Raw genomic sequence first — 25,780 nt, 5'->3', positions numbered from 1 at the left:
ATAGATGGGATTTTCAGCACCACTTTATTTTACACTCACTTCTTTTCTGCTCTTTGTCATCCTTTTGTATTTTTTCAGAAAGCAGTATGAAAAGAGACCCATTCCTTCTGTGCTTTTATGGCAGGAATGGATGAATGAATTCGAGGCGCAGGCTTGGTGGAAAAAGCTTCAACATCATATTCTATTATATTTGCAATTATTGGCACTTCTCTTTCTCATTTTTTCTCTCGTGCAGCCGTATTTAGAGAAAAAAGGAATGGAAGGAGATCATTTCGTCTTTATTTTTGACACATCCGCAAGCATGACAGCTTTGGCAGATGAAGAGAATACCAGGTTTGAACTTGCGAAAAGGGAAGCCCTCGACACATTGGAACAACTTAGTGATCAGGCTGTGACGATCATTGTTGCTAACGATACACCTTTGGTGATGGAAGAGCGCAAAACCTCAAAAAACGAAATAAGAAGACACCTGGAAGCTTTGAAGCCTTCCTATTCAACGGCAAATCTTACCGATTCCATCGAGTTGGCAAAGAGCTTGATAGGGGAGGAGCAGGGACAGATTCATGTGTTTTCAGATAATCTTTCAAAAAGTACAGACCTTTTATTCCATGAAAATACCACATTTGCAGCTCATAATTTAGGCGGGGAGCTTCCTAATCTCTCCCTTATGACCTTCGGTGTCAGTAGGAATGATGAAAAGGTAATAGGTGTAGCAACCATAAAAAATGAGAGCAAGGAACCAAAAGAGGTCGTATTGGAAGTGTATGGAGAAGACGAAAAATTAGTGGAAATGACAGAACGAATAGAGCCAGATGAAACGAAAACCATTTATTTGGAAAACTTATCAGAAGCAAAGATTTATCATGCGAAAATCAGTGGTGACAAACATTACGTATTGGATAATGAACAGCATGCTTTTCTTTTGGATGAAAGTGAATCCACTGTATATGTTCACGAAAATGTGCATCCTTTTGCAAGAAAGGCCTTGGAGATTGCCAGTTCTCAAGTGGTTCATCTTACTTCCAAATCTCCAGTTCCAGACCAGGAAGGTGTTCACTTTATCAAAGGCATACCAATGGAAGAATGGCCAAAGGGACCGAAGTACATTTTTCTGCCGATGGCACAATCCCCCGAGCAAAAAGTGGAACTGAAAGGTGAAATAAGTTTTGACCAGAATCATCCGCTATTAAATTTGGTGGAAATTGATAAAGTGTTTGTCCAGTCGGCCTATTCCACTCCAATAGACGGGTTAGAGGTTTTGGCAAATAAGGGAAATGTACCATTACTGCTTGAAGGAGTGCATGATGGCTATCCCATCATCATCCAGACATTTGAACTCGATGCCAGCGACTGGCCTTTGCATCCCGGTTTTCCCTTGTTTTTATATAATGCAATCGAGCATCTGACTGCTGGACAGGAACTTCTGGGCTATTTTTCACCAGGGGACTGGCTTGAATATATTCCACCATCAGACATCAGTTCGGTGGAAATATCTAACGCTACAGGCGAGACAGTCGTTCAATACGAGGATTTTGATCAGAATCTGCAGCTTCCCCATAAACCGGTCCTGTATAGATTAATAGAAGTGAAGAGCAGTGATACTACAGAAAAATTCCTTACAGTCATGCTTGACGATGAGGAAAAATCTATAAGTACTGAAGAAAGTTTTTCCCTGTCTTCATCAAAGGCATCCAAGGTAGAGGAAGGAATTTCTAAATATGATATTACCTATATATTCCTTATATTAGGCTTGCTTGTACTGCTAGTGGAATGGGAGGTATATAGACGTGCGGTTACAAATTGAACATCCTCTCATGCTCATATTCCTGATACCTGTCATCATCAGCCTTTATTTATTCTGGCGTAAAAAGAAACAGAAAAAGAGCAAGGATCTTGTCATTTTTACCCTTAGAAGCATGATTTATTTTCTAATAATCCTTGGTTTGGTTGTTCCTTATTTACTCTCACCGGTTAAGGGGATACATACGGTATTTGTACTGGACCAGTCAGATAGTGTCAAACGTATGGAAGGGGAAATGCTGGACTTTGTAAACCGTTCGATAGATTCAAAAGTGGATCAAGATTCCTATGCCCTTATGACCGTAGCTGAGAATGCAAAGCTTGAACGCTCATTTTCTAGAGAAAAAAATGAAGTGAATGACGTTTCTGTAAATGAAGAAACAAACTTCACCAATCTGGAGGAGGGCATCAAGCTAGCTTCAAGCTACCTTCCGGAAAACTCCAAGGGTAGGATCGTTCTATTGACAGATGGCGTGGAAACGAACGGAGACATTCTCAGACAGGCGGAGCTTCTCTCATCGGGCAACATCGAATTTGATGTAAAGGCCTTTCAGCCTCCAAATGTCCAGGACGTTTCAATTGAATCATTTACTACTCCTCAAAATGGTTTTCAAGGGGAGGCGGTTCCTTTCCAGGTGTCACTGGAATCCAATTTTGATACGACTGCTACACTGCAGATAACACAGAACAAGGAAATGATCATCCAAGAGGAAATCGCCGTAGCCAAAGGGATGAATTACTATTCCTATCAAGCGCCTTTAAAAGAGCCGGGACTTTATTCCTTTAAGGCGGAAATTATCCCTAAGGATGATAAAATTGTGGAAAACAATCTATCCCATTCAATCACCACTGTCAACGGGCAACCGAAAGTGCTCCTGGTAGATCAGGATGCACAAGGGGAGAATGTCTTTCAGGCACTGACTGCAAGCGGCTGGAGGGTGGATAGGATCCAACCGGAGCTATTGCCAACCAATCTGGCAGGATTCCTTGCATATGAAAGCATCCTTTTCCACAATATTTCGGGGCATCATTTAAGTGAAAATCAGATGAACTTGATCGAGACGGCAGTAAGAGACTTCGGCGTGGGATTTGTCATGACCGGTGGTGAGGAATCATACGGATTGGGTGGCTATTTCCAGACTCCGATTGAAAGGATCCTGCCTGTAGACATGGATGTCAAAGGTAAAAAGGAAATTCCATCCCTTGGCCTCATCATAGTGCTTGACCGCTCAGGCAGTATGATGGGCGAAAAATTCGAGTTGGCTAAAGAAGCGGCTGCAAGGTCTGTTGAATTGTTAAGGGAGGATGACACCTTCGGATTTATAGCATTTGATACAGAACCTTGGTCTGTGGTTGAAACACAGCCTATCAAGGATAAGAAGGAAGTAATCGAGACGATTCGTTCCACTGCACTTGGTGGTGGTACAGATATTTTTCCTTCTTTAAGCCTGGCTTATGAACAGTTAAACGACCTTGATTTAAAAAGGAAGCATATTATACTGCTTACAGATGGTCAATCCCAGGATGGTGCTTACGAAGAACTGATCGAGGAGGGACTTCAACATAATGTAACTCTCTCCACCGTTGCCATCGGGGCGGATGCCGACCTTAATCTCCTTGAGGAGCTTGCAGGTTACGGGACCGGAAGATTCTATGAAGTATACGAGGCAAGTTCTGTACCCAGCATCCTGTCACGTGAGACTGCTTTGACAACGAAAACCTATATTGAGGATAACCCTCATGTACCGTTTGTAACATCAGGCTATGACTGGTCCACACGTTTTTCTGCAGGTACTCCGTCGATCAACAGCTATATTGCTACAACGCTTAAATCGAGGGCAGACCAGATCATCAGCAGTGAGAAAGATGATCCAATCCTTGCTCGTATGAACTACGGTTTGGGAAGGACGGTTGCCTGGACATCTGATGTATCCGGTGCTTGGAGCGGAAGTTTCCCGACTTGGAACGAATGGACAGGTTTCTGGAATGATATCGTCACATGGTCCTTGCCATCCTATGAAAAAGGAAATTATGATATTCAGACAAATATAGCAGGTGGAAAGGCCACCGTAAAAGTGGAGGCTTCTGAAAATAAGCTACTGCCCCTAAGTATCAGTGTATCGAACAACAAGGGTGAAATAATTGAAAATGCCAAAAGTAAATTAATAGGACCTGGGCAGTATGAAGTAGAATTTCCCGCTCTGCCTGAAATCTATTTCCTGAATATCAGCCAGGGAGAACAAGGAAAAACGGTGAATACCTATTCCACCGGCATGGTGGTTCCATACTCCACAGAATTTGAACAAAAGCCTGTCAATCAGGAGCTGATTACAAAACTAACTTCCCTCAATAATGGAAAGGTTTTGGAGGAACCAAACGAGGCATTCAGACCTTGGCATAAGAACCTTTATCAAAGTCAGTCCGTTTGGATCCCATTCGTCATCCTTGCTTTTTTCCTACTCCTCTTGGAGATCTTTATCAGAAGGTTCGGTCTTTCACCTTTCTTTTATCTTAAACGCAAGGTCGTTCCTATGAGGAAGCCTGTTGAAAAGAAAGAAAAGAGACTGCCTTCCATTAAAGTAAAAGAAACGAGCATTGCGAAACCGAAGCCTATCATCCTTACACAGGAAATCAGAAAAGAAAATCCTGTTTCCAGTGAACCGGCGAAGGTAACTAAAAAAGAGGACCCTCCATCGACTGAAAAAAGCACAACCGCTACCAATAATGAAGATCGCTTGGCACAGCTACTAAAAGCCAAAAATCGAAAAAGAAAAGGTTAACCCCTGGGGTTAGCCTTTTTCTGTGATCACCGAAATATGTTGATTTTATGAACTTGGATGCATGCTTCTTTTAACACCTGGCATTTAGTGATAATATTTGACATAGAAAAAGTTTTCATGAAAAAAGGTGAGTTGTTTGAGAAAGAGAATGAAATTATTAAGTATATTCCTTGCTATGACATTACTATTGGCAGCATGCGGAACTTCTGAGAAGGAAGGGATACCGGACGCAACAGACCGGCCATTGGGGGACTTCTTTTATACTAATCAAGATGGAAATGCCTTTTCCCTCGAAGATATTAAAGGTGATATTACTATTGCCTCATTAATTTTCACAAGCTGTACGACTGTATGTTCACCTATTACGGCCAATCTTGCCAAATTGCAACGAATGTCCGAGAAAGAAGGGCTGGACGTTCATTTTCTATCATTTTCGGTAGATCCAGAAGTGGACACACCTGAAAAGTTAAAGGAGTTCGGCAATCAATTCGAGGCTGATTATTCTAAGTGGAATTTTTTGACCGGCTATTCCCAGGAGGAGATTGAAACCTTCGGACCGGAGAATTTCAAGACCATCGTTGCAAAACCTAAAAATGGTGGAGAGGTTGTCCATGGTACAAGCATCTACCTGATCGATAAGGAGGGAACCATTGTAAAAAGTTACGATGGGCTGGATGTTCCATTTGAGGAAATCCTGGAGCATGTGAAAATCCTTCAAAAAAAATAATCTGGAATGTCCGGCAAAAGCTCCTGTTTTGCCGGACAATTACACATCTTCTAGTTATGATCTGACTCCTGTTCCATACTTGCCTTGACGCCATCTGTCACAATAACATGTAATTCCTTTGAAAATAGCTCCTTTGAAACCTCTTCATTACAAGCAAGAATTTCCTTTTCCTTCAAATTTTCATTTTTATGATCCATCTGTCTCTTCCTTTCATTTAATATAGTATTAAAGTGTTTAACATCAGGTTTTTGAAAAAAGAGTGGTAGTATGGTATAAAAAATATACTGTATCCACTTTAAGGGTATATAATTGTGAACATATACCTATCTGCTATAGACCCATAAGTGCATGAATCTTAGATAGGGTTACTTACTTTCAATCAAGTGGGTGATCCGTGCGAAGCAGGTTCACTTACTGGAGGAGAATGTGTAATGAATAAAAAATTGACCATTGTTGGCCTAGTGGGCCTTTTCATAGTCGGTACTATTAGTATGCCTGGTTGCAGTGCACAAAATTCTTCAAGTATTGTGCTTGAAAAAGTAAAAGAAAGACGCGAAAGCCAGGAAGAAAAAGAATTTTTCGAGGGAGGATTCTTCTTTAATAAAGAAGACCAAGCCGAAAACAAGCAGAAACAGACTATTTTGGAGGAAAAACAAGAAGTATCGGATGACTTTTTTGATCGCTCCTTCCAGCTAGTGTTCTTTGGGGATTCATTGACGCAAGGTGTAGGTGATAGTACTGGCAAGGGAGGTTTTACTCCTTTTGTGAAAGAGCATTATTTGAGCAAATCCTATATAGATGAAGTATCCATCACAAATCTCGGGGTTAGGGGTAACAGGACCAACCACCTATTAAAAAGATTGAAGCAGCCAGAAGTGCAGGAATCCCTTAAAAGTGCTGATGTTATCTTTATGACCGTTGGAGGAAATGATTTGATGAAGGTGATCAGGGAAAATTTCCTTGATCTGAATTTCGAGTTATTTGAGAGGGAACAAGAGGAATATGCAGAAAGACTTGAAACTGTCATTTCAGAGGTAAGAAAAAACAATCCGGATAGCACCATCTACATTGTTGGACTTTTTAATCCTTTTTATGAATTCTTCAAAGAAATTCCGGAAATGAATGAGGTGGTCACCAATTGGAATGAAACCACCATATCCGTATTGGAAAATCATCCAAAAACAGTTTTTGTCCCCATCCAGGATCTTTTCATCGATACGGATGTAAATTTGCTGGACGATGACCAGTTTCATCCGAATGAAAAAGGGTATCAATTAATAGGTACGGAGATTGTAAATCAAGTGATAGAATACAATGAAGAAGTGCTGACCGATGAAAATGTGCTGCAAGAAAGGGAGTAGAATAGAAAATCATGGTGAAGAGAGTGATGAATTGGAAAGTTGCATTTTTTTCCTTACTTATAATCAATATTCTGATTGCCGGCATGGTAGTCGTGCTTGTTCTGCTTCCCAAGCATTCCAATCTGCTCAGATTAAACGAAGAAAAAGCGGATGATAGGCAGCGCGTTTCCTTTAATATTCAATCCGATAAACAAGATCTTAACCAGCTTGTAGCTTATTACTTGGAAAAAGAGACGAAGCGACCGTTGAATTATGAAGTGAAGCTTACTGACAGGGTGGAACTCAGAGGGGAAATGACCGTTTTTGAAAGGGATATCCCCCTTACCATGACGTTCATTCCACAAGTGCAAGAAAATGGGGACGTGAATCTTAAGCAGGATTCAATGTCCATAGGCAGATTGCAAGTACCCGTTTCCATGGTCCTCAAATATGTGGGGGATAACTATCCGCTTCCTTCATGGGTAAGCATATTGCCTGAGGAACAGAGCATTTATGTATCATTGCAGGAATTGGAGCTTCGCAGTGACGCAAAGGTCGAATTCACAAAGTTCGATCTTGAAAAGGATGATATTGAATTTAGACTTCTAGTACCGGTTGAAGATTAATTTGGAGCTTTTGACAGCCTGAAGAAGGCAGGAACAGTGATCATGTTCCTGCCTTCTTTTTTGTTGTAAAGAACTCACAGAATTTCAAAATGGGGGGATACCTAATTTTTTTTGGAACTGGGCATCAGCCTTTCCCTTTGGACTCTGGATGAATACATTAAGTATTAGGAAAGAGGGGGAGGTGTACAGCATGGGTGGTCCTGGATATGGAACAGGATTTGCATTGATTGTTGTTCTGTTTATCTTATTGGTAATTGTAGGTGCAGGAGCGTTAAAATTCTAAATCGCTGCAGGCGTTGATGATATGTAGAGGAGGTGACAGCTATGAGTTGGTGTGGTTGCAACCCTTACGGTTACGGTCAAGTTGCTGGTGCAGGTTACCCTGGATATGGCAGTTCTTTCGTGTTAATCGTAGTATTATTCATTCTTTTGATCATCGTAGGATGTGCTTGGTGCTGATAGCCTAAATGATGAAATGCCCAGTTCTCCGACTGGGCATTTCTATTTTTATGGAACCAGGAAGATGGCCTCCATTTTGGGTGTTTCCCCCAATAGGCCGACCACCGCAATGGTGTATGCCAGATCGGGCTTCACATTGACCCTATTTATGGACATCAATACATCCTTTGTTCCAGAAAGCCTTATCTCAAAATCGACTGTCATCGGTGTCAAACCTAAGTAGTCAGTTACATTTCGATATTCCAGATCTGAAAAGATGATATCTCCTTTCTTGACGGCTATATCGACTTTTGGTGTAGTCGGGGATAGATGCAGAAAACGGACTTTTGTTTCACCTGGAGGTACCTGTTCATTGTCATTGATTAGTAGGATGGTTGTTTTTCCATTGGCATTCAATGCTGCAAGTGTATATGGGATTCCTTGTGCCACCTCGATGATGGACGAGCTCAAAATTTGGGAGGCTTTATCGGTGACTGTAATTTCGACCTGATAGGAACCTGCCGGGATTTCGAGATATTCGCTGCTATTTTTATAACGTAAGCCACTTAAGATCAGCTCTTTGTTTATATATACATCAATGGTGCTTGTTTTTGGAGCACCGTGTAATACCCGTACCTTTGAAATGATGTGGTCAGAAACATTCCTTATTGACTGTTGTTGAATCCAACTGTACAGATGTTGGTAATGTTTTTGGTAAAAGTAAATATGTTTGGCGGGATCTGAATATTTATAATAATCTGCAAGTAGCTGATATCTTGTTGCCTTTGTATAGGAATCGGGATTTGATTCAAATGGCATATTTCCACCTCCGGATAAGTCCTGACGGTAAAAAGATATGCTGGATAACTTGTGAACTTGTCTATTTTTTATTCTAACCTGCAAAACGAGTAGATAGTTTACGTGGAAGAAAAATGTGGTAAATTAATGATAGGAACTTTTTCTCTATTTCATAAAAAAAGGAGCAAAAAACCATGGCTGAATATGAAAGCACGATCCACAATGATATTTCTTTATATTATGAAGATAAAGGTGTAGGTAAGCCTGTCGTTCTATTGCACGGCTTTTGCGGTACACATGCGTATTGGAAATATATCATGGAAGAGCTTTCCTCCTATTACAGGGTCATTGCGATCGACCTGCGGGGCCATGGGAAATCTGCAGTATCAGAGGAACCTTTCACGATTGATGATATGGCTCAGGATATCGCTCAACTCCTGGAGCAGCTGGAAATAGAAAAAGCTACAGTTCTTGGCCATTCATTGGGTGGTTATGTCACCCTGGCTTTGGCAGAAAATACTCCTTCTGTGGTAGAAGCTTTTGGATTGATCCATTCTACCGGAGCAGAGGACAGTGCAGAAGCTAAAGAGGGTAGAGATAAAGCGATAGAACGTATCAATGAAGAAGGCATGAAAGGATTCATCGAAGAACTTTCCGTCAAGCTTTTTGCAGAAGAAAATCTGGAGGAAATGACAAATGAAGTGGAGTTTGTCAAAAAGCTTGGATTCAATACGAGGGTGAATGGAGCCCAAGGTGCCCTGCATGCGATGAAAAACAGGGAAAACAGGGAACATATAATAAAGGAATTGAATTGTCCAATACTGCTGGTTGCAGGAAAAGGGGACAAAATCATACAGCCTGAGAAGACTTTTATAACGGAAGGACCTCATATTCATCGAACATTGATGGAGAAATCCGGTCATATGAGCATGATTGAGGAGCCCAATGAATTATTGGATGCGATTATCGGATTTTTGGGATATGTGGATAAACATAGACGTAACAATCATAATTGAAAAAAGGGTAGAAGGCGACGGCCTTTTACCCTTTTTGATATTCTGCCCTTTTAATGAATGATCTTTCCTCTTCAATCAGTCCGCAAGTGGCACATTGGACTTTGTAGGATGGTCCTTTGTAAGGAATGTGAAAAGCGTCCAAAGTTTCGGAAGAGAATTCGTTCAGCACTTCTCCAGAATGAGGATCAAGTTTAACCGATTTTGGCACTTGTTCAATTATATTAAAGCGTGATCTGTTCGTTTTACAATTTGGGCATAAATAAGGTGATGTCATAAATCAGGCTCAACTCCTTTTCGTTATTTTTTTCTATTTGCAGGAAAATATACAATAAAATAAGAGAAGGGAACCACCCTTATGGCGATTCCCTGTTTATAGCTCCAGTCTTTTTCTGAGGGCCTTTACATAGTTCCTGCTTACTGAAAGCTTCTCTTCACTATCCATAAGCTCCAGCAGATAGGCCCCATTGAACCAGGGAATGAGCTTTTGAACATAGTTTAGATTTACGAGATAACTTTTATGGATGCGGAAGAAGGGATAGGATTTCAGCCTCTCTTCAAGATCCTTCAGTGCCATCTTTGACTCAAAAGGCTGATCCTTGGTGAAAATCCGGCTCACTCTCTCATCCCGGCTGATGTAGAGGATGGCATGCGGATCGATGTAATGGATTTCACTTTCAAGTTCCACTGCAAGCCTGGTTGATGGTGCAATCTGAACGTCGTCAACTGGTTTTAAGAGCAGTTTTTGCAGTCGCGTCATTGTATCTGTCAGCTGCTCTTCATCAAAGGGTTTTAGGAGGTAGTCCACGGCTTCATACCGGAATGCTTCGACAGCGAAATTGGGATAGGCTGTAGCGAAGACTATATAAGGCATATGTTTCAGTTCCCTTAAGTTCTTCGCAACCTCCAGCCCGTTCATTTTCGGCATTTCTATATCCAGGAATACTACATCAGGTTGCTGCTGCATACAGATGATCAATGCGCTTTCCCCCGAATCTGCTTCCCCTATTATTTCAACAAAAGGAAATTCGTTCAGCAGATGCTTCAATTCCTCTCGACTGTAACGTTCATCGTCAACTACGACAGCTTTTATCATGCTACTCATTCCAATCATCCTTCTTTAAACGTTTATCTATGAAAAATAACACCGTTGTCCCTTTACCAGGCTGGCTTCTGAAATGGAGCTGCGATTCTCTGCCAAACATCATGATCAACCGCTTATTTATATTATATAATCCAAATCCCGTTCCACTGGCAGATGAAACGAGCTCTTCTCCAAGCAGATCCATTCTCTCTTTAGGTATTCCTTTTCCATTATCGGTGATCTGTATTTCAATTCTATGATCATGCTCCTTGATGCTGATTTGTACTTTGCTATTCCTTTCCATATCTTTAATCCCATGCTTCACTGCGTTTTCAACGATAGGCTGAAGCGAAAGGGGAGGGATCAGGTAATGCAGGACGTTTTCATCTATCCTATATTCAACATCCAATTTATCAATGAATCTGGCTTCTTCTACTGATAGATAAGCCTGTACATGTTTGAGCTCATCCTGAAGGGTCGTCCATTTTACAGTCGTTGCAGATAGGTTCTGCCGGAAGAAATGAGAGAGTGAAACCAAAAGCTTTCTTGCCTTGATGGGATTGGTCCGTATCAAGGATACGATGATATTCAGGGAATTAAATAGAAAGTGAGGACTGATTTGCGCCTGCAACGCCTTTATTTCAGCTTCATTTGCCAATTTAGAAGCTTCTTCAGCGTCAGAGATTTCCAGCTGGTGACTCATGAGCGAGCTCAGACCCTTAATCAACTGAATGACGATATTATTTATATCCCGTTCAGCAGGAAAATAAAATTTCAATGTCCCGACAGTTATGTCCCTTTTCTTTAATGGCGCGATTACAACCGCACCGAGGGGACAACCTGGATGTGTGCAATGTATCGAGTCTTTACCGGCGACAAGAAGCTCTCCACTTTGCAGCACTTGTTTTGTAACATGTGTTTGGATGGGTGAAAGGGGACGATGATGATCATCTCCAATCCCGATATGTGCCAGGATCTGATTTTGGTCGGTCATGGATACTGCACTTGCATCCACTTCACGATAGATGATCTTGCATGTAGCTTCGGCTGATTGCAGTGTGAGTCCTTTGCGCAGATGACTCAAAGTGTTCTCTGCAAGTGACAAAGCTTTTTGCGCCTGGACGGCCCCAGCTTTCTCTTCCTCTTTGATGAGGGACAAAATGATAAGGAAAAATAGGGCAGAGCCAATTCCATTTGCAAGTATCATTGGGATGCCGATACTTTCGACCAAGACCAATGCACGATCGAATGGCGCGGATGTCAATAAGATTATCACCATCTGGATGGACTCTGCTAGTGCACCTGTTAAAAGTGCGATTGTGACGCTGATCCGTTTGCTTTTATACTTGCTTCTGATATATGCAGCTAAAAGCCCGGCAATGATTGAGGAAAATCCGCAGGAAAATGCCGTAAATCCTCCGAGGCTCATACGGTGTACCCCGGCAATCAAACCTGCACCGATACCGACCTTATAGCCGCCCAATAGACCTGCCATGACAATGCCGATCACCCGTGAGTTCGCGATTGCCTCCGACTCCGACAAATCTGTAATCCAACGATTGAAAAGATTTGTATCGGTACTGAAAGTAAGGCCTGTATAAGTCCCGATGATTCCGAAAAATCCGAAAAAGAGGATAGCGAAGATCTGTTGCCTCCGGTCTATCTGCTGCCGGTTTATCAGCTGCCTGAAAAAAGGAAGCCTTGTCATGAGAAAGGCGACCGTCACGATGATTCCGAGTCTCTCAAGCATCGTCAATAAAAGTTCAAACATAGGTTCACGTCCCGAAGTAGTTGATGTGATAATGGTAGCATAACCTAAATGTTGTTGGAAAAGAATATTTTAATTAATGAAAAGAGACCTCCACCGGCCAATGATGAAAGTCTCATTTATTGCTTGTTATTTTTAAAGTGGGCCTGTATCTGGCCTTTTAGCATCTGTTTCTTCCAGTCTTCACTTGCTTTTTCTTTCTTTTTCCATTCCCTGCGGATTTCATGGGTCTGGACACCTTCCTCCATTTGGTTTGCAATGTCCATCAACCTTTCAACATCCGAAAAAGAATACTTCCTGATGCCAGAGCCAGATCTGGCAGGGAAAATCAGCTTACGCTCTTCATAGTATCTGATTTGCCTTTCTGATAATCCTGTGAGTTCACGGACAGTACCAATGGAAATCACTTTTTTCTCTTTAATCGATGCAGAATCTTCCGGTTTCATGGGATCACACATCCTATTCTCCACTCGTTATATACATTATAGCTTAAAAAGCCACACAGGTTCTTTGCTATTGTCAGTATTTCTAACATACTTTTCTGTGAATATTATGTTTTTGTGTTAAATTACCTTACATCTTTAAGGAATGCAAGCTACACATGATATACAGTAGGTAAAAGGAGAGGTGAGAAGATTGGCAAAGATATTAAAACAGGCAGTATTTGATGTTCGAAGCTTTTACATTCAAAAGTTAAAAGACAGTGGTTACTCATTTGACACCAAGACTCTGGCCTCCTATACAATCACTGAACTTAAAAAAGAATATGCGTTGACACTGAAAAATGGTGGATGTATAAAAAAGTGAGCAAATAAAAAGCTGACTCGGTTTATACCAGAGTCAGCTTTTTGTTTGTTCCAGTTCATTCAACTGTGAGGATAAAGTTTCAATATCCAAATTTTCACCGATCAAGACAAAGTTTAGCGGTACTTTCACAGGCTCCTTTAAATAAAGAGGGGTGCCATAGGAATATTGGAATAGATAGATGCTCGAAGTATGATGAAAAGATAGATAACCTTTAATTCTATACACGTTATCAGGCAGGCTGCGAAGCCAGTCCTCGAATTGATCCAGGTTGATGGAAGATGTAAAGCGATGCACAAAGGTCTTCAAGTGTAGCTTATCATTCACATGTGCCGCTTGATGGTTTTCTTTTTCCAGCTTTTTAACCTGTCTCCAACTGTCCTCTGGAATCTTTGCGAAACTAGTCAGGATGGTCTGCGCATAAGGACTGAGGGACTGAATTTCATAAAGGATCGAAGCAACTTCCGATTCACTGAGAAGGTCAGTCTTGTTCAGGATTAGCATATCTGCGTGACGGACCTGCTCCCGAATAAGCTGTTTGACCTGGATGGACAATCCATCTTTTTCCTTCCAGCGAAGAACATCAAGCAGGGTGATGATTCTTGCAGATGAAAACCTGTCAGCGAAAATAGGCGATAGCACCGTATCCAATACTTCGATAGGATGTGCCGCCCCCGTCGTTTCGATATAAACTGCATCGAGTTCCTTATCCATCAATAATCCTTGCATGGTCGATTCGAGCTTTTCCTGGATGGTGCAACAGATACATCCGTCAAATAGTTCTGCCAAGGGCAAACTGTCAGGTACAGCATCGGAGTCGATGGATACCTTGCCCAGCTCGTTCATGACGACGGCCACTTTTCTGCCATTTTTCTGCTCCTGTTCGAGCATTTGTGTCAATAGGGTTGTTTTTCCGCTACCTAAGAAGCCGGAAAGTATGTAAACTTCAATTTGTTTGCTCATGGCAACCTCCTAATATGAATGGAAGGGATCATTTCGTCCTCCCATTTTACCATATCACCTTGTCTTATTGGAACGAATGCATTTAATTAGGAAAAGAACCAGTAAGTTGCTATAATTCGAATAAATCATAATAAACAGAGGTGGGACAGGTATGGAAAATACGAATAGATTAGAGAAAGCGACTTTTGCCGGAGGTTGCTTCTGGTGCATGGTCAAACCCTTTGACGAGCAGGACGGTATTGAAGAGGTAATAAGCGGCTATACAGGGGGGCATAAAGAAAACCCTACCTATAAAGAGGTTTGTTCAGAAACGACAGGCCATTATGAAGCCGTTCAAATCACCTTCAATCCCTCTGTATATCCATATGAAAAATTATTGGAAGTCTTCTGGTCGCAAATAGATCCGACAGACCCGACAGGTCAATTCAATGATAGAGGGGACTCATATCGTACGGCTATTTTCTATCACACGGAGGCACAAAAGGCTACTGCCGAAAAGTCAAAACAGGATTTGCAGGACAGTGGAAGGTTCAAAGCGCCAATAGTGACAGAAATACTTCCTGCAGCAACTTTCTATCCAGCAGAGGAGTATCATCAGGACTACTATAAGAAAAATCCTTTCCGTTACAAAATGTATCACACGGGTTCAGGCAGAGCTAAATTCATCAAGGAAAACTGGAAGAAGCTTGATGAGGATATCAAAAGCAAGCTTACTCCCATGCAATATGAGGTGACACAGAACAACGGCACAGAGCCTCCTTTCAGAAATGAATTCTGGAATCACACCGAGGAAGGCATTTATGTGGATATCATCTCAGGGGAAGCACTGTTCAGCTCATTGGATAAGTATGATGCCGGATGTGGATGGCCAAGCTTCACAAGGCCGATTGAGTCACATATCATCAATGAGGAGATGGATGTCACACATAATATGGTACGTACAGAAGTAAGAAGCAAGAATTCCGATTCCCATTTAGGGCACGTTTTCGAAGATGGACCACAAGAATCGGGAGGACTGCGTTATTGCATCAACTCCGCAGCATTGAGCTTCGTACCGGTGAGTGAGCTTGAAAAAGAGGGCTATGGAAAATACCTGCCTCTATTCACAAAATAATAGTAGGAACAAGCTGGAATGGGACTTTAAAGAGTTCCATTCTTTTTTTATGCTGGATAGCAGGAGGACGTATGTCATATTTCAACAATTTTCCCCTTATCTTGCAGGATTTTTATATATGCGTGCAGAATCATTCAATGTAGCTTACAGAAAAATATATTGGCTGATTGAGTGGGGGAAATGAAATGTCTGTTTTAAGTATCAAAGAATTGAAGTTTCAGGATCTGGTGAATAAAAACAAGCTGATGTTTTTTATTGTGATGTTTTCGTATACAGCAGGCTTTATCGTAAATATCATTTATCCGGCTTCACCGGTGATTACATTTTCAATCCTGTGTGCGCTGATATTGGGAGTGACCTTATTCTTCTTAACTAAGTGGAAGACAGGCTTTCATAGAATAGTGCCTTATTTTGCAGTACTCGTCACTTTTCTGGTATTTTTCCTTATCCTAATTAATCGAGGGGCTTCCTTGTCCGGTTTCGTACTGCCTTTTTTCGTATTGATCATTGCAACCGTTTACTTTGATCGGATTGTTTTCATCATTGGGGGCATTTGCAGCATCATTTTGTTCGGATACTCTCTATGGTCGTTTCTGAATGGCCATCTTTTGACAGAAGGGCAGATCGGTAATATCATCCTGCTATTCTTTTTATTATTTGTCATTACTTTCGTTCAGATAACCATTGGGAGAAAGCTTTTTTCTCAATTTGAAAATATTGTAGAAACAATGAAAACCGAAAGCCGCATCAAGGAACAAAAGCAGGAAGCGTTCCGGAATGATGCCGTGAAATTGATGGAGAGCGTCGATCGGATCCATGAAAGACTGAGTGTCAACATTCAATCACAGAAGGAAATCTCCTTGACGATCCATGAATTGTCCGTAGGAAGCCAAAGACAGACAGACCAGATTGCTGGTATAGCAGAGCTGACGAACAACGTCACATCATTGATGGATCATATTGTTGAGCAATCTAACAGTCTTTATGAGGATACTGGCTCTTCCAGAAAGACTGCCATTCAAGGGAAGGATATGGCCCTTGACCTGCAAGGAAATATGAGCAGCTTCTCAGAGGACGTCAAGATGGTGGACTCAATTTTCCAAGTGTTGACGGAAAAAATCGATGAAACCAATAAGCTTACTCAGCATATTAAAAATATTACGGAACAGACAAACCTCTTGGCGCTGAACGCATCCATTGAAGCCGCCAGGGCAGGGGATGCAGGAAGAGGGTTTGCCGTAGTGGCGGAGGAGATCAGGAAGCTGGCGAGCCTGACAGGAGATACGACAAAGGAGATCACTGAGAACCTCACATCCCTTCATAGCACAAAAGAAAAAGTGCTACATCAGTTACAGAACAACAGTGCAAAGATGAAAGTGAATCTTCAATCGACAGATCAAGTGAATACCATGTTCGTACAAATAGGGGATACATTGGAGAACCTATTGGAAAATGTCAAAGAGTTTCATGACTTTGCAATTCAAGTGAAAGAAAAGACCAATAATACGGACAACTATACAAACGAAGTTGCTGCACTGATGGAGGAAGCGACTGCAGGCATCGAGGAAATCAGTGCGAATATCGAACAACTGACGGATGAAAACGCGCATATTGAAGACATACTCAAAAATATGCTGATAATCATCGATGAAATGGAAAAGAAAAAGTGATTATTTTATTTAGTTTTTAGTATTTTTCTTGAATATGGGCATATGCACATACGGGACAGCCACCTATTTCATAGTGTAGAAGTGTAAATATCAAACAGGAGTGATGATTATGCAAGACTACTGTTACTACACTTGTGGACCTTGTGGTTATCCGACTAACGTAGCACCTGCTCACGGTTGCGGAAATACATTTGTTTTGATTGTTGTTTTATTCATTCTTTTAATCATTGTTGGCGCTTGCTGCTGTAAGTATTAAGAATTGAAAAAACAGAGGACGTAGAAAAACATCCCTTGATGAAAACCATCATGGGATGTTTTTTTTCTTTTGCCGTTAAACGTTTCATATTGACCATTCTCTAGCCTCTTTTTTGTATGAAAGAATTTGTTGCAGTGAACATAGGATAGATTAAGTGGATTATTAAGCTGCAACAGACCATAATCTCTAGTCCTTGGTAAACGGTTACAGCAGAAGAGGGAGGGGAGTAATCGTTTATGGATCAACAATCCTATTTGATCAAACCACTATTGGATAAAAATTATCCGATAATCAGTCATGGTATGGGTGTCTATCTGTATGATGTAAATGGCAAGAAGTATCTGGACGGATCATCAGGGGCGGTGACGGCAAGCATCGGTCACCATGTACAAGCTGTCATAGATGCGATGACAGTGCAGGCTGGAAAGGTTTCTTTTGTTTATCGATCCCAGTTCAGTAGCGAGCCGGCAGAAAAATTGGCGGAAAAATTAATGAAGCTTGCTCCAGGTGATGTAAATTGGTCCTTTTTTGTAAATAGCGGTACAGAATCAATCGAGACCGCGATGAAAGTAGCCATCCAATTCTGGCAGGAGCGGGGCCAACCAGACAAAAACCAAATCATTTCAAGATGGAAAAGCTATCACGGAATTACCATCGGCGCACTCTCCTTATCGGGACATGCAGACCGAAGGAGCCGATTTGAATCTATATTGGAGAAGTCACCAATCGTGGAACCTCCTTACTGCTACCGCTGTCCATTCAATCTGCAATATCCAGAGTGTGGTTTGAGTTGTGCCATGGATCTTGAAAGGGCCATCCTGGAAATTGGAGCGGAAAATATAGCAGCTTTTGTTGCAGAACCGATAGTCGGAGCAGCAGCAGGTGCTGTGACGCCACCTGATGGATATTATCAAAAAGTCGAAGAAATCTGTAAAAAGTACGAAATCCTTTTTATTGCAGACGAAGTAATGACAGGGATTGGAAGAACAGGAACAATGTTCGCCATGGAACATTGGGGTGTGACCCCCGATATCATCTGTATTGGAAAAGGAATGAGTGCTGGATATACTCCTATTGCGGCGACGCTTGTCAGCAATGATATCATCGAGACAATAATGAATGGTTCAAAAATAATCATGAGCGGTCATACGTACAGCGCAAACCCCCAATCGGCTGCCGTGGCTTTGGCAGTATTGAAATATATAGAGAAAGAAGACCTTGTGGAAAATGCAAGGGTAATGGGGGTCTATCTGAAGCAACTTCTCGAAGGTTTACAGGTCAAGTACCCTATCATAGGGGAGGTCAGAGGAAAAGGATTATTGCTGGGACTGGAAATTGTGGCAGATCACACCACCAAGTATCCTTTTTCACAGGAAAAGGCAGTTACTTTCAAATTGATAGAAAAGGCACAAAAAAATGGGTTGCTCATATACCCGGCTTCAGCAGGTACAGAAGGGATCGGAGGAGATGCCATCATCATCGCCCCCCCACTGTCTGTGACGAAAAAAGAAATTGAGGAACTTATCTCAATCCTAGATATTACATTGTCGGAAATAGCAGAAGAACTTTAAGGGGTGGCGGCAGGGTGGAAAAGATTGATAATACATTTGGGAAAATTAAAGACTCCTTGGAGATCATGCATTTATTCAAAAACGGCATTACCATCATGTTCGGAGGGTTCGGAGGAGTGGGATCGCCACCTACCTTAGTTGACATGCTCATTGATTCAGGTGCGAGTGGGCTTACCCTGATAGGTAATGATGCCGGCTTCCCTACCATAGGAATAGGGAAGGTTGTTTGTGAGGGGCTGGCGAAAAAACTGATCGCCTCCCATATTGGATCCAATCCGATTGCAGGGAGGCAAATGACGGAAGGAACACTTGAGGTGGAATTCAATCCACAAGGCACCCTGGTCGAAAGGATCCGTGCAGGGGGAGTGGGGCTCGGGGGCATCCTGGTCGATGTGGGGATCAATAGTGAAGTCGTCACCAAAAACAAGCAGTTTGCCAAAGTCGAGGAACGGAACTACATCATCGAGCCTTCCCTTACGGCGGATGTATCTATCGTCTATGCAAAAAAAGCGGATCCGTATGGCAATTTGATTTTTGATAAAAGTGCCAGGAACACCAATCCGCTTGTGGCTATGGCTGGGGACATTACCATTGTGGAAGTGGAAGAGTTCGTACCGCTCGGGGGTCTCGATCCGGAGGAAATCATCGTACCGGGAGTTTATGTAGATTACATGATTCAAAGTAAAGGGGTGAACTGGACATGGGTATGGGATCCGGCATACGGAACTTGATTGCAAAAAGGGCAGCGCAGGAAATAACAGACGGGATGGTAGTTAATCTCGGAATCGGCATACCTTCTCTTGTTCCCAATCATCTTCCGAAAGATATCCATGTCATGTTCCATGCAGAAAATGGTGTCCTCGGAATGGGACCGACTCCTGATGAGGGTAAAGCGGATGAAAATTTGTGCAATGCAGCAGGATACCCGGTAACCTTACAGATAGGAGCCTCTTATTCGGATAGTACGATCGCTTTCGGGATGATAAGAAGAGGGAAATTGGATGTTACTATACTTGGTTCGCTTCAAGTCAGTGAAACTGGTGACCTTGCAAACTGGATCGTACCGGGCAAGCGGGTGCCGGGTATGGGCGGTGCCATGGAATTGTCGCAAAAAGCGAAAAAAGTAATCGTACTGATGAATCATTGCGATCGAGACGGCAGTCCTAAAATTCTTCCATCATGTACACTTCCCATTACCACACCATGTTGTGTTGATTTGATCATTACGGAGCTTGCAGTTTTTGAAGTAACACCAACAGGACTGGTCTTAATGGAACTGATGCCTGGGGCAACACTCGAAATGGTGAAGCGGAAAACAGCTGCAACCTTCACTTTATCATCTGACTTTACAATTGAGTGAAGTATAGGCTCCAAGAGTTTGGTGCCAAGGCTGAAGGGGGATGAGAGAGTGGAAAAGATAGCAGGTGAGATTCATCAATGGATCAGGAAAAACAAGGGGAAAGCAGTTACACTCTTACAAAGACTTGTTCAGGAAAAGAGTGTCCAGGGACAAGAAAGTTCAGCACAAGCAATTGTCATAGAGGTTTGCAGGGAGCTTGGTCTTGAGATTGATATTTGGGAACCGGACAGTAAAGTACTGAAGGAAAATGAGAATTTTGTATCGACCAGAGAGAGCTTTAACGACTCCCCGAATGTCGTAGCGTGCTGGAAGGGCAAAGGGGGAGGTCGGTCCATCATTTTGAATGGACATATCGATGTGGTTCCTGAAGGGGATACCATACAGTGGGATTGTGATCCATATGAAGGGAAAATAGAGAACGGCAAGGTCTATGGCAGGGGCACCACTGACATGAAGGGCGGTAATGTTGCCTTGCTGATCGCCATAGAGGCCCTGCAGGCTGCAGGGATACACCTGAAGGGAGATGTCATTTTTCAAAGTGTAATAGAAGAAGAAAGCGGGGGAGCAGGCACACTCGCTGCCATTTTACGAGGCTACAAAGCGGATGCGGCTTTGATTCCGGAACCAACCAATATGAAAATATTCCCCAAGCAACAAGGCTCCATGTGGTTCCGACTGAAAATCAAAGGTAAGTCGGCACACGGGGGTACAAGGTATGAAGGGGTAAGTGCAATAGAAAAATCGCTTTATGTGATAGATGTATTAAGGAAATTAGAGGAGGAAAGGAATAAGCGCGTTAAGGACCCTCTATATGCCACGATTCCGATACCTCTTCCCATCAATATAGGGAAGATCCAAGGGGGGAACTGGCCGTCCTCTGTACCCGACCTGGTTACGCTTGAGGGTAGGATAGGTGTAGGGCCCGAGGAGGGCATCCATGAGGTGCAAGAAGAAATGGAAAAAGTATTGTCAACCATCAAGGACAAAGACAGTTGGTTTGCCGATCATCCAGTCGAACTGGAATGGTACGGTGCACGCTGGGTGCCCGGAGCTATTGAAGAGAAGCATCCCTTTGTTCAATTAATCCAGAAGAATTATAAAGATGTGACACAAAAAGACGCCAAATTAGAAGCCTCTCCTTGGGGTACGGATGGAGGCCTATTCACCAGGGTCGGAAACATCCCCACTGTAGTATTCGGCCCAGGAACCACCGAGGTAGCCCATCATCCTAACGAATACATTTATATTGATAGCATGCTGGACTGCGCAGAAATCATTGCCTTGACCTTAATTGACTGGTGTGAAAAAGCTAAATAGCAATCTCATGAAAACCGTGCCTGCACCAATCAGGACGGTTTCTTTTTTTAAAAATGAAAATGCTATCATTTCTTCTTTATTTTCCCAACAATTACATATCCCATTGGAAAATGAAAATACTATTGGGAAAAGGCGGTGAGGAATATGATGATCACTTTCATGACTGTCCTAATTTATGCATGCACCTTATTCTTTATCAGTTTTCTTGATTGCTATTATTACGACATGGATTATATGACCTGTATTTCTCAGCTCTTTACATTTGATACGGGAATAAGAGAATGGTATGTCTACCTTTTTGGATTGTATGGAATTTTCCACGCACTCTATCTTGATTTACGCAAAAAAAATAATAAATCCGGGAGTACTGCTGAAAATGGGTAGTAAGGAAACGATATCACTGACACAATTATTTATCATCATTCTGATCTTTGAAATGGGCAGTGCCACGGTGGTCGGGATCGGGAGCGAAGCAAAACAGAATGTATGGCTTGCCATCTTGATAGCGGGTGGGATAGGGGTCATCTATATAATGATGCTCCATTATCTTCTTTCAAAAAAGCCGGGGAAAAACTTCTTCGAAATAGTTGAAATGGCACTCGGGAAATGGATGGGAAGGGTCATCATTTTCTTATACATCATCTATTTTATTTACATTTCTGCCAGGGTTTTGAGGGATTTCGGTGAACTGATAGTCAGTACAATTTTCATTTATACCCCTATTGAAATAATTTCAATTACGATTATGCTTACGATCGTCTATATGTTGAAATCAGGTATAGAAGTGGTTTCAAGGACTTCTGAAATCTTCTTTCCCTATGTGTTTTCTTTTACTTTTCTTGTTGGACTCTTCATCATGCTTTCAGGAGAATTGCATATCAGTTATATGCTTCCGATACTAGCTGAAGGGATCAAGCCTGTTTTCAAGTCGATATTCCCTGACCTTCTGACCTTCCCATTCGGGGAATTGATAGCTTTTGCCATTGTCCTCCCTTATGTCACTAAGTTCAAAAAAGCAAGGGGATTTGCAGTTGCAAGTGTCATTACGAGTACCATCGTTTTGTTCTACTCAGCCGTCATTCAAGTGATGACGCTTGGCTATGAGATGAAAGGGAGGGCCAACTTCCCATTGTTGTCTGCTGCGAGGGAAGTTTCCTTATTGGACTTTATCGAACGAGTGGATATCGTGGTTGTATTTGTTGTCATGTATGGCGTAATCGTTAAAGTTTGCATACTTTTCTTTGGGGCCTTAAAAGGTCTTGAGCAATTATCGGGAAGGCCATACAGAGTATACCTCATGCCTATAGGTGCATTGATTGCCTTAATATCGATCTTGATTACCGAGAATTTTGCAGAACATATTGAAGAGGGGTTGAACATAGTCCCACTATACATTCATGTTCCTTTTCAATTCATCCTACCTCTTTTCATTTTGGTGATCATGATGTTTAAGACGAGAGGAAAGAAGCAGAGGAGCGGGTTTGAATGGAATGGCTGAATAAAATGTTCTCCAACAAAGATACGGAAATGACGGCAACAGAAAAGGAATTATATTCTGATGGTGGAAAAGAGAGGCCGCTCGATCCTTCATTGGAAAAGGTGGATGTCATTATAAAAAAGGAATTTTCCCATTCGATCGATTTTCACTATTCCACTGTACTGGTCGGCAACAGGGACGGCAAGGTCTATTATTTTGATACCCTTATCAATAAGGAAAGGCTCACTGAAGAAATATATGATCCTTTGACAAATACGGAAGGAAAAGACGCTATCGAAGGAACAGAGGATCTCGAGGAATTCAGGAAAGAGTATTTCTCCTCGGTTCCCTACACTTTTGCAGAAAACTATCATCAGATTTTCTGGAAATTGCTAAATGGTTATGCTGTCCTTGTCATAGATGGGATAGAGAAGGCGGTATGCATCAACCTTGGGACTCTTGAAAAAAGAACTGTAAGTGAACCAAGCACCCAAACCATCATTCGTGGACCGAAGGACAGTTTTACAGAATCGATAAAAACCAATCTAAGCCTGATAAGAAGAAGGATACGTAATCCGAATCTCTGCTTTGAGCAGTATCGTGTCGGACAGGATACCCGGACTGCTGTAGTCATTGCGTATATGAAAAGCATAACAAACGAGGAGCTAGTAAAAGAGGTTAAAAGTCGGATAGAAAAAATTAATGTAGTGGGATTATTTGATAGCGGGAATATCGAAGAATTTTTGACAGATAAATCAATGACTCCATTTCCATTGACATTCAATACAGAAAGGCCTGATAATGCTGCTGCCAATCTGATTGAAGGGAAGATCATCATTATCGTCGATGGAAGCCCGTTTGCTTTGAGTGTACCGACAGTATTCACGGATTTCTTCATTTCAACAGAAGATTATTATCAACCTTTCTTTATGGCCTCCTTCATACGGATCATCAGATATGTGGCATTTATGTTCTCCCTGCTATTGCCATCTTTGTATGTTGCCATATCCACCTACCATCATGAACTGATACCCACCTCCCTCTTGATCAGTGTCCAGGCTCAACGGGAAGGAGTGCCTTTTCCTGCGGTGATTGAGATATTACTGATGGAGCTGACATTCGAGGTGCTGAGGGAAGCGGGGGTACGCATGCCCCGTGCAGTCGGACAAACGGTATCGATAGTGGGAGCCCTTGTCATCGGTCAAGCGGCGGTCGAGGCGGGCCTCGTATCAAGTGTTCTTATAATTATCGTGGCATTGACCGCTATTGCAAGCTTTGTATCGCCAATCTACAATTTTTCCGTCGCGACTCGCATACTGCGTTTCGTTTATATCATCGTGGCTGCAATGATAGGTTTATATGGGGTATTGCTCCTTGTGGTGATCATGGTCGTACACCTGACCAGCTTAAGGTCCTTTGGTGTACCATACCTGGCTCCCATTGCTCCGTTTTTGATGGAGGATCAAAAGGATGTTTTCTTGCGCATGCCGGTCTGGGACAATATTACGAGGCCGTCTTATCTTAAGCCAAAACACGGAAAAAAGGTTGGAGATAAAGCGTCACAAGGGTCCAAGTCACAGAGTGAGGGGAATGTGACATGAGGAAAATCCTGATTTTTTTCTCTGTTCTCATGCTGCAGACGGGATGCTGGGATAAAGTGGAGCTGAATGAAATATCCATTGTAACAGGAATAGCCATTGAAAAAGGGGAGAGCTCCAGGTTCAAATTAACGGTGGAAACGATTAATGCACCGCAGTTATCCAACGAACAGCATGGAAGTGCTACACCGGTCATCACCTTTGAAGAAGAAGGCAATTCACTTGCTGAACTAACAGAAAGGATGAATGTAGGACTTTCGAGAAAGCTTATCTACTCACACACTAGAGTGATTGTCATCGATGAGGAAGTTGCCAGACAGGGTGTTGGTGATATTGTGGATTTTTTGGAGCGGACAGGAGAGTTTCGGAATGATTTTAATATTCTTATCGCAAAGGACGCCAAGGCTTCTGATATCGTAAAAACGATTTATCCACTTGAGCTGGTCCCTTCGATAAAGATACATAAGCAGATTCAGATGTATCTGGAAGAATGGGGTGGTGACCCTTATGTACGCTTGACCGACTTTTTCTTTTCCTTGACCTCAAAAGGCCGGCAACCAGTAACTAGTGCCGTAACCATTCAAGGAAAAGCGGAGGCAGGAAAATCGATTGATCAAAATAAAATGACAGAACTTGATTCAATCGTAGTGATAGATGGTCTCTCCATTTTCAAGAAAGATAAATTAGAAGGGTTCCTTTCCAAGGAAGAAGCGAGGAACTATCTATGGACACAGGGACTGAAGCATACAAGCTTGACTGTGCCGTGCAACCTTGGGAGCACCGGACAGGATGATAATTATTTGGATTTTCGGATATTAAACTCCCATTCGGATAGAAAAGTCACCAAAAAGAATGGAAGGCTTAAGTTAATTGTCAAAATCAGTGGAGAAGCCAGGATTCAGGGAACACAGTGCCATAAAAATCTGGAGAAGATATCCACCTATAAGATGCATGAAGAAGCTTTAAACTTATACATGGAAGAGAAAATCAAAGCTACAATCGTTAAGATGCAGAAAGAGTTTCAAGCTGACATTTTTGGATTCGGTGAGGACTATTACCGTTCCAATCCCAAGCAATACTCAAAATTGGAAAAGGATTGGGATAGCGTCTTTTCGGAAGCCGAGGTTGAAGTAGAATCCGCATTCTTCATCAGGCGCTCAGGAATCCGCAACAAAAGCTTCCTCACAGAAGAAGGAACAACAGAACCGTAAAAATAAAATATCTAAAAGAAAGGGGAATTTCTTTCTTGGTATCGAACACTTAATGGAGGGGGTGT

General features: G+C 42.1%; 26 protein-coding genes. 19 read left to right on the top strand and 7 right to left on the bottom strand.

The features are described 5' to 3' along the window. The first annotated feature begins 4 nt into the window (after positions 1-4). The 3 genes from JOC95_RS06165 to JOC95_RS06155 all read left to right on the top strand — a co-directional run bounded on the left by JOC95_RS06165 (position 5) and on the right by JOC95_RS06155 (position 5,307). Positions 5-1,804, top strand: a complete 1,800-nt coding sequence (locus JOC95_RS06165) for a vWA domain-containing protein (RefSeq protein ID WP_204414431.1) — start codon at positions 5-7, stop codon at positions 1,802-1,804. Further along, positions 1,788-4,580 carry a VWA domain-containing protein gene (locus JOC95_RS06160; RefSeq protein WP_204414430.1) on the top strand — a complete coding sequence of 931 codons (2,793 nt, stop codon included), beginning with the start codon at positions 1,788-1,790 and terminating at the stop codon, positions 4,578-4,580. The genes JOC95_RS06165 and JOC95_RS06160 overlap by 17 nt, the downstream gene beginning before the upstream one ends. Before the next feature lie 148 nt (positions 4,581-4,728). After that, a complete protein-coding gene (locus JOC95_RS06155) occupies positions 4,729-5,307 on the top strand; it encodes an SCO family protein (protein WP_204414706.1) in 579 nt (192 codons plus the stop codon). 50 nt (positions 5,308-5,357) lie between these two features. On the opposite strand, the gene JOC95_RS06150 is transcribed toward JOC95_RS06155, so the two are convergent. Then, the gene (locus JOC95_RS06150; protein WP_204414429.1) at positions 5,358-5,504 is read right to left on the bottom strand and encodes a hypothetical protein; all 147 of its coding nucleotides are present in this window, start codon (positions 5,502-5,504) and stop codon (positions 5,358-5,360) included. A gap of 234 nt (positions 5,505-5,738) precedes the next feature. Here JOC95_RS06150 and JOC95_RS06145 point away from each other — a divergent pair, with 234 nt between their 5' ends. The 4 genes from JOC95_RS06145 to JOC95_RS06130 all read left to right on the top strand — a co-directional run bounded on the left by JOC95_RS06145 (position 5,739) and on the right by JOC95_RS06130 (position 7,732). After that, positions 5,739-6,668: an SGNH/GDSL hydrolase family protein gene (locus JOC95_RS06145; protein WP_204414428.1), complete on the top strand. Its 930-nt coding sequence runs from the start codon at positions 5,739-5,741 to the stop codon at positions 6,666-6,668. Between the two features lie 26 nt (positions 6,669-6,694). Then, positions 6,695-7,273: a YpmS family protein gene (locus tag JOC95_RS06140; RefSeq protein ID WP_204414427.1), complete on the top strand. Its 579-nt coding sequence runs from the start codon at positions 6,695-6,697 to the stop codon at positions 7,271-7,273. Positions 7,274-7,463: 190 nt separating this feature from the next. Then, the gene (locus tag JOC95_RS06135; protein ID WP_239582717.1) at positions 7,464-7,556 is read left to right on the top strand and encodes a YjcZ family sporulation protein; all 93 of its coding nucleotides are present in this window, start codon (positions 7,464-7,466) and stop codon (positions 7,554-7,556) included. Positions 7,557-7,597: 41 nt separating this feature from the next. Then, positions 7,598-7,732 (top strand): YjcZ family sporulation protein, encoded by a 135-nt coding sequence (locus tag JOC95_RS06130; protein ID WP_204414424.1) that lies wholly within the window; start codon positions 7,598-7,600, stop codon positions 7,730-7,732. Between the two features lie 48 nt (positions 7,733-7,780). Here the strand turns inward: JOC95_RS06130 and JOC95_RS06125 are convergent, their stop codons facing one another. Further along, on the bottom strand, positions 7,781-8,530 hold the full coding sequence (locus JOC95_RS06125) for a DUF4397 domain-containing protein (protein WP_204414417.1): 750 nt from the start codon (positions 8,528-8,530) through the stop codon (positions 7,781-7,783). A 173-nt stretch (positions 8,531-8,703) separates the two neighbouring features. Between JOC95_RS06125 and JOC95_RS06120 the strand changes: the two genes are divergently transcribed. Further along, positions 8,704-9,525 carry an alpha/beta fold hydrolase gene (locus tag JOC95_RS06120; RefSeq protein WP_204414415.1) on the top strand — a complete coding sequence of 274 codons (822 nt, stop codon included), beginning with the start codon at positions 8,704-8,706 and terminating at the stop codon, positions 9,523-9,525. A 25-nt stretch (positions 9,526-9,550) separates the two neighbouring features. Here the strand turns inward: JOC95_RS06120 and JOC95_RS21375 are convergent, their stop codons facing one another. The 4 genes from JOC95_RS21375 to JOC95_RS06105 all read right to left on the bottom strand — a co-directional run bounded on the left by JOC95_RS21375 (position 9,551) and on the right by JOC95_RS06105 (position 12,820). Further along, on the bottom strand, positions 9,551-9,799 hold the full coding sequence (locus JOC95_RS21375) for a DNA alkylation repair protein (protein WP_224840580.1): 249 nt from the start codon (positions 9,797-9,799) through the stop codon (positions 9,551-9,553). A gap of 96 nt (positions 9,800-9,895) precedes the next feature. Continuing rightward, positions 9,896-10,627, bottom strand: coding sequence for a LytR/AlgR family response regulator transcription factor (locus JOC95_RS06115; protein ID WP_204414413.1), 732 nt, complete (start codon positions 10,625-10,627; stop codon positions 9,896-9,898). Further along, positions 10,620-12,377, bottom strand: coding sequence for a sensor histidine kinase (locus JOC95_RS06110; RefSeq protein ID WP_204414412.1), 1,758 nt, complete (start codon positions 12,375-12,377; stop codon positions 10,620-10,622). The genes JOC95_RS06115 and JOC95_RS06110 overlap by 8 nt, the downstream gene beginning before the upstream one ends. A 116-nt stretch (positions 12,378-12,493) precedes the next feature. Beyond that, positions 12,494-12,820 carry a MerR family transcriptional regulator gene (locus tag JOC95_RS06105; RefSeq protein WP_204414411.1) on the bottom strand — a complete coding sequence of 109 codons (327 nt, stop codon included), beginning with the start codon at positions 12,818-12,820 and terminating at the stop codon, positions 12,494-12,496. 190 nt (positions 12,821-13,010) lie between these two features. Here JOC95_RS06105 and JOC95_RS06100 point away from each other — a divergent pair, with 190 nt between their 5' ends. Next, positions 13,011-13,181 carry a hypothetical protein gene (locus JOC95_RS06100; RefSeq protein ID WP_204414410.1) on the top strand — a complete coding sequence of 57 codons (171 nt, stop codon included), beginning with the start codon at positions 13,011-13,013 and terminating at the stop codon, positions 13,179-13,181. A 33-nt stretch (positions 13,182-13,214) separates the two neighbouring features. On the opposite strand, the gene JOC95_RS06095 is transcribed toward JOC95_RS06100, so the two are convergent. Further along, a complete protein-coding gene (locus tag JOC95_RS06095) occupies positions 13,215-14,141 on the bottom strand; it encodes a CobW family GTP-binding protein (protein ID WP_204414409.1) in 927 nt (308 codons plus the stop codon). A gap of 151 nt (positions 14,142-14,292) precedes the next feature. On the opposite strand from JOC95_RS06095, the gene msrA reads away from it, so the two are divergent. From msrA to JOC95_RS06045, 10 genes are all read left to right on the top strand, one after another. Further along, positions 14,293-15,255, top strand: coding sequence for a peptide-methionine (S)-S-oxide reductase MsrA (msrA, locus tag JOC95_RS06090; protein WP_204414408.1), 963 nt, complete (start codon positions 14,293-14,295; stop codon positions 15,253-15,255). A gap of 185 nt (positions 15,256-15,440) precedes the next feature. Further along, positions 15,441-16,925 carry a methyl-accepting chemotaxis protein gene (locus JOC95_RS06085; protein WP_204414407.1) on the top strand — a complete coding sequence of 495 codons (1,485 nt, stop codon included), beginning with the start codon at positions 15,441-15,443 and terminating at the stop codon, positions 16,923-16,925. A 109-nt stretch (positions 16,926-17,034) separates the two neighbouring features. After that, entirely contained in the window at positions 17,035-17,181 is a 147-nt protein-coding gene (locus tag JOC95_RS06080; protein WP_204414405.1) for a YjcZ family sporulation protein, read from the top strand. A 236-nt stretch (positions 17,182-17,417) separates the two neighbouring features. Further along, positions 17,418-18,752, top strand: coding sequence for an aspartate aminotransferase family protein (locus JOC95_RS06075; RefSeq protein ID WP_204414403.1), 1,335 nt, complete (start codon positions 17,418-17,420; stop codon positions 18,750-18,752). 14 nt (positions 18,753-18,766) lie between these two features. Further along, positions 18,767-19,483, top strand: a complete 717-nt coding sequence (locus tag JOC95_RS06070) for a 3-oxoacid CoA-transferase subunit A (RefSeq protein WP_204414401.1) — start codon at positions 18,767-18,769, stop codon at positions 19,481-19,483. Continuing rightward, a complete protein-coding gene (locus JOC95_RS06065) occupies positions 19,453-20,112 on the top strand; it encodes a 3-oxoacid CoA-transferase subunit B (protein WP_204414399.1) in 660 nt (219 codons plus the stop codon). Before JOC95_RS06070 ends, JOC95_RS06065 begins: the two co-directional genes overlap by 31 nt. Positions 20,113-20,160: 48 nt before the next feature. Beyond that, positions 20,161-21,429 carry a peptidase gene (locus tag JOC95_RS06060; RefSeq protein WP_204414397.1) on the top strand — a complete coding sequence of 423 codons (1,269 nt, stop codon included), beginning with the start codon at positions 20,161-20,163 and terminating at the stop codon, positions 21,427-21,429. 376 nt (positions 21,430-21,805) lie between these two features. Next, positions 21,806-22,927, top strand: a complete 1,122-nt coding sequence (locus tag JOC95_RS06055; protein WP_204414395.1) for a GerAB/ArcD/ProY family transporter — start codon at positions 21,806-21,808, stop codon at positions 22,925-22,927. Beyond that, positions 22,915-24,507, top strand: coding sequence for a spore germination protein (locus tag JOC95_RS06050; RefSeq protein ID WP_204414394.1), 1,593 nt, complete (start codon positions 22,915-22,917; stop codon positions 24,505-24,507). Before JOC95_RS06055 ends, JOC95_RS06050 begins: the two co-directional genes overlap by 13 nt. Next, on the top strand, positions 24,504-25,715 hold the full coding sequence (locus JOC95_RS06045; RefSeq protein ID WP_204414393.1) for a Ger(x)C family spore germination protein: 1,212 nt from the start codon (positions 24,504-24,506) through the stop codon (positions 25,713-25,715). Before JOC95_RS06050 ends, JOC95_RS06045 begins: the two co-directional genes overlap by 4 nt. Positions 25,716-25,780: the final 65 nt, after the last annotated feature.

It is taken from the genome of Sutcliffiella tianshenii (genome assembly GCF_016908565.1).
Classification (GTDB): domain Bacteria; phylum Bacillota; class Bacilli; order Bacillales; family Bacillaceae_I; genus Sutcliffiella_A; species Sutcliffiella_A tianshenii.
This window is presented reverse-complemented; position numbering and strand designations above follow the sequence as displayed.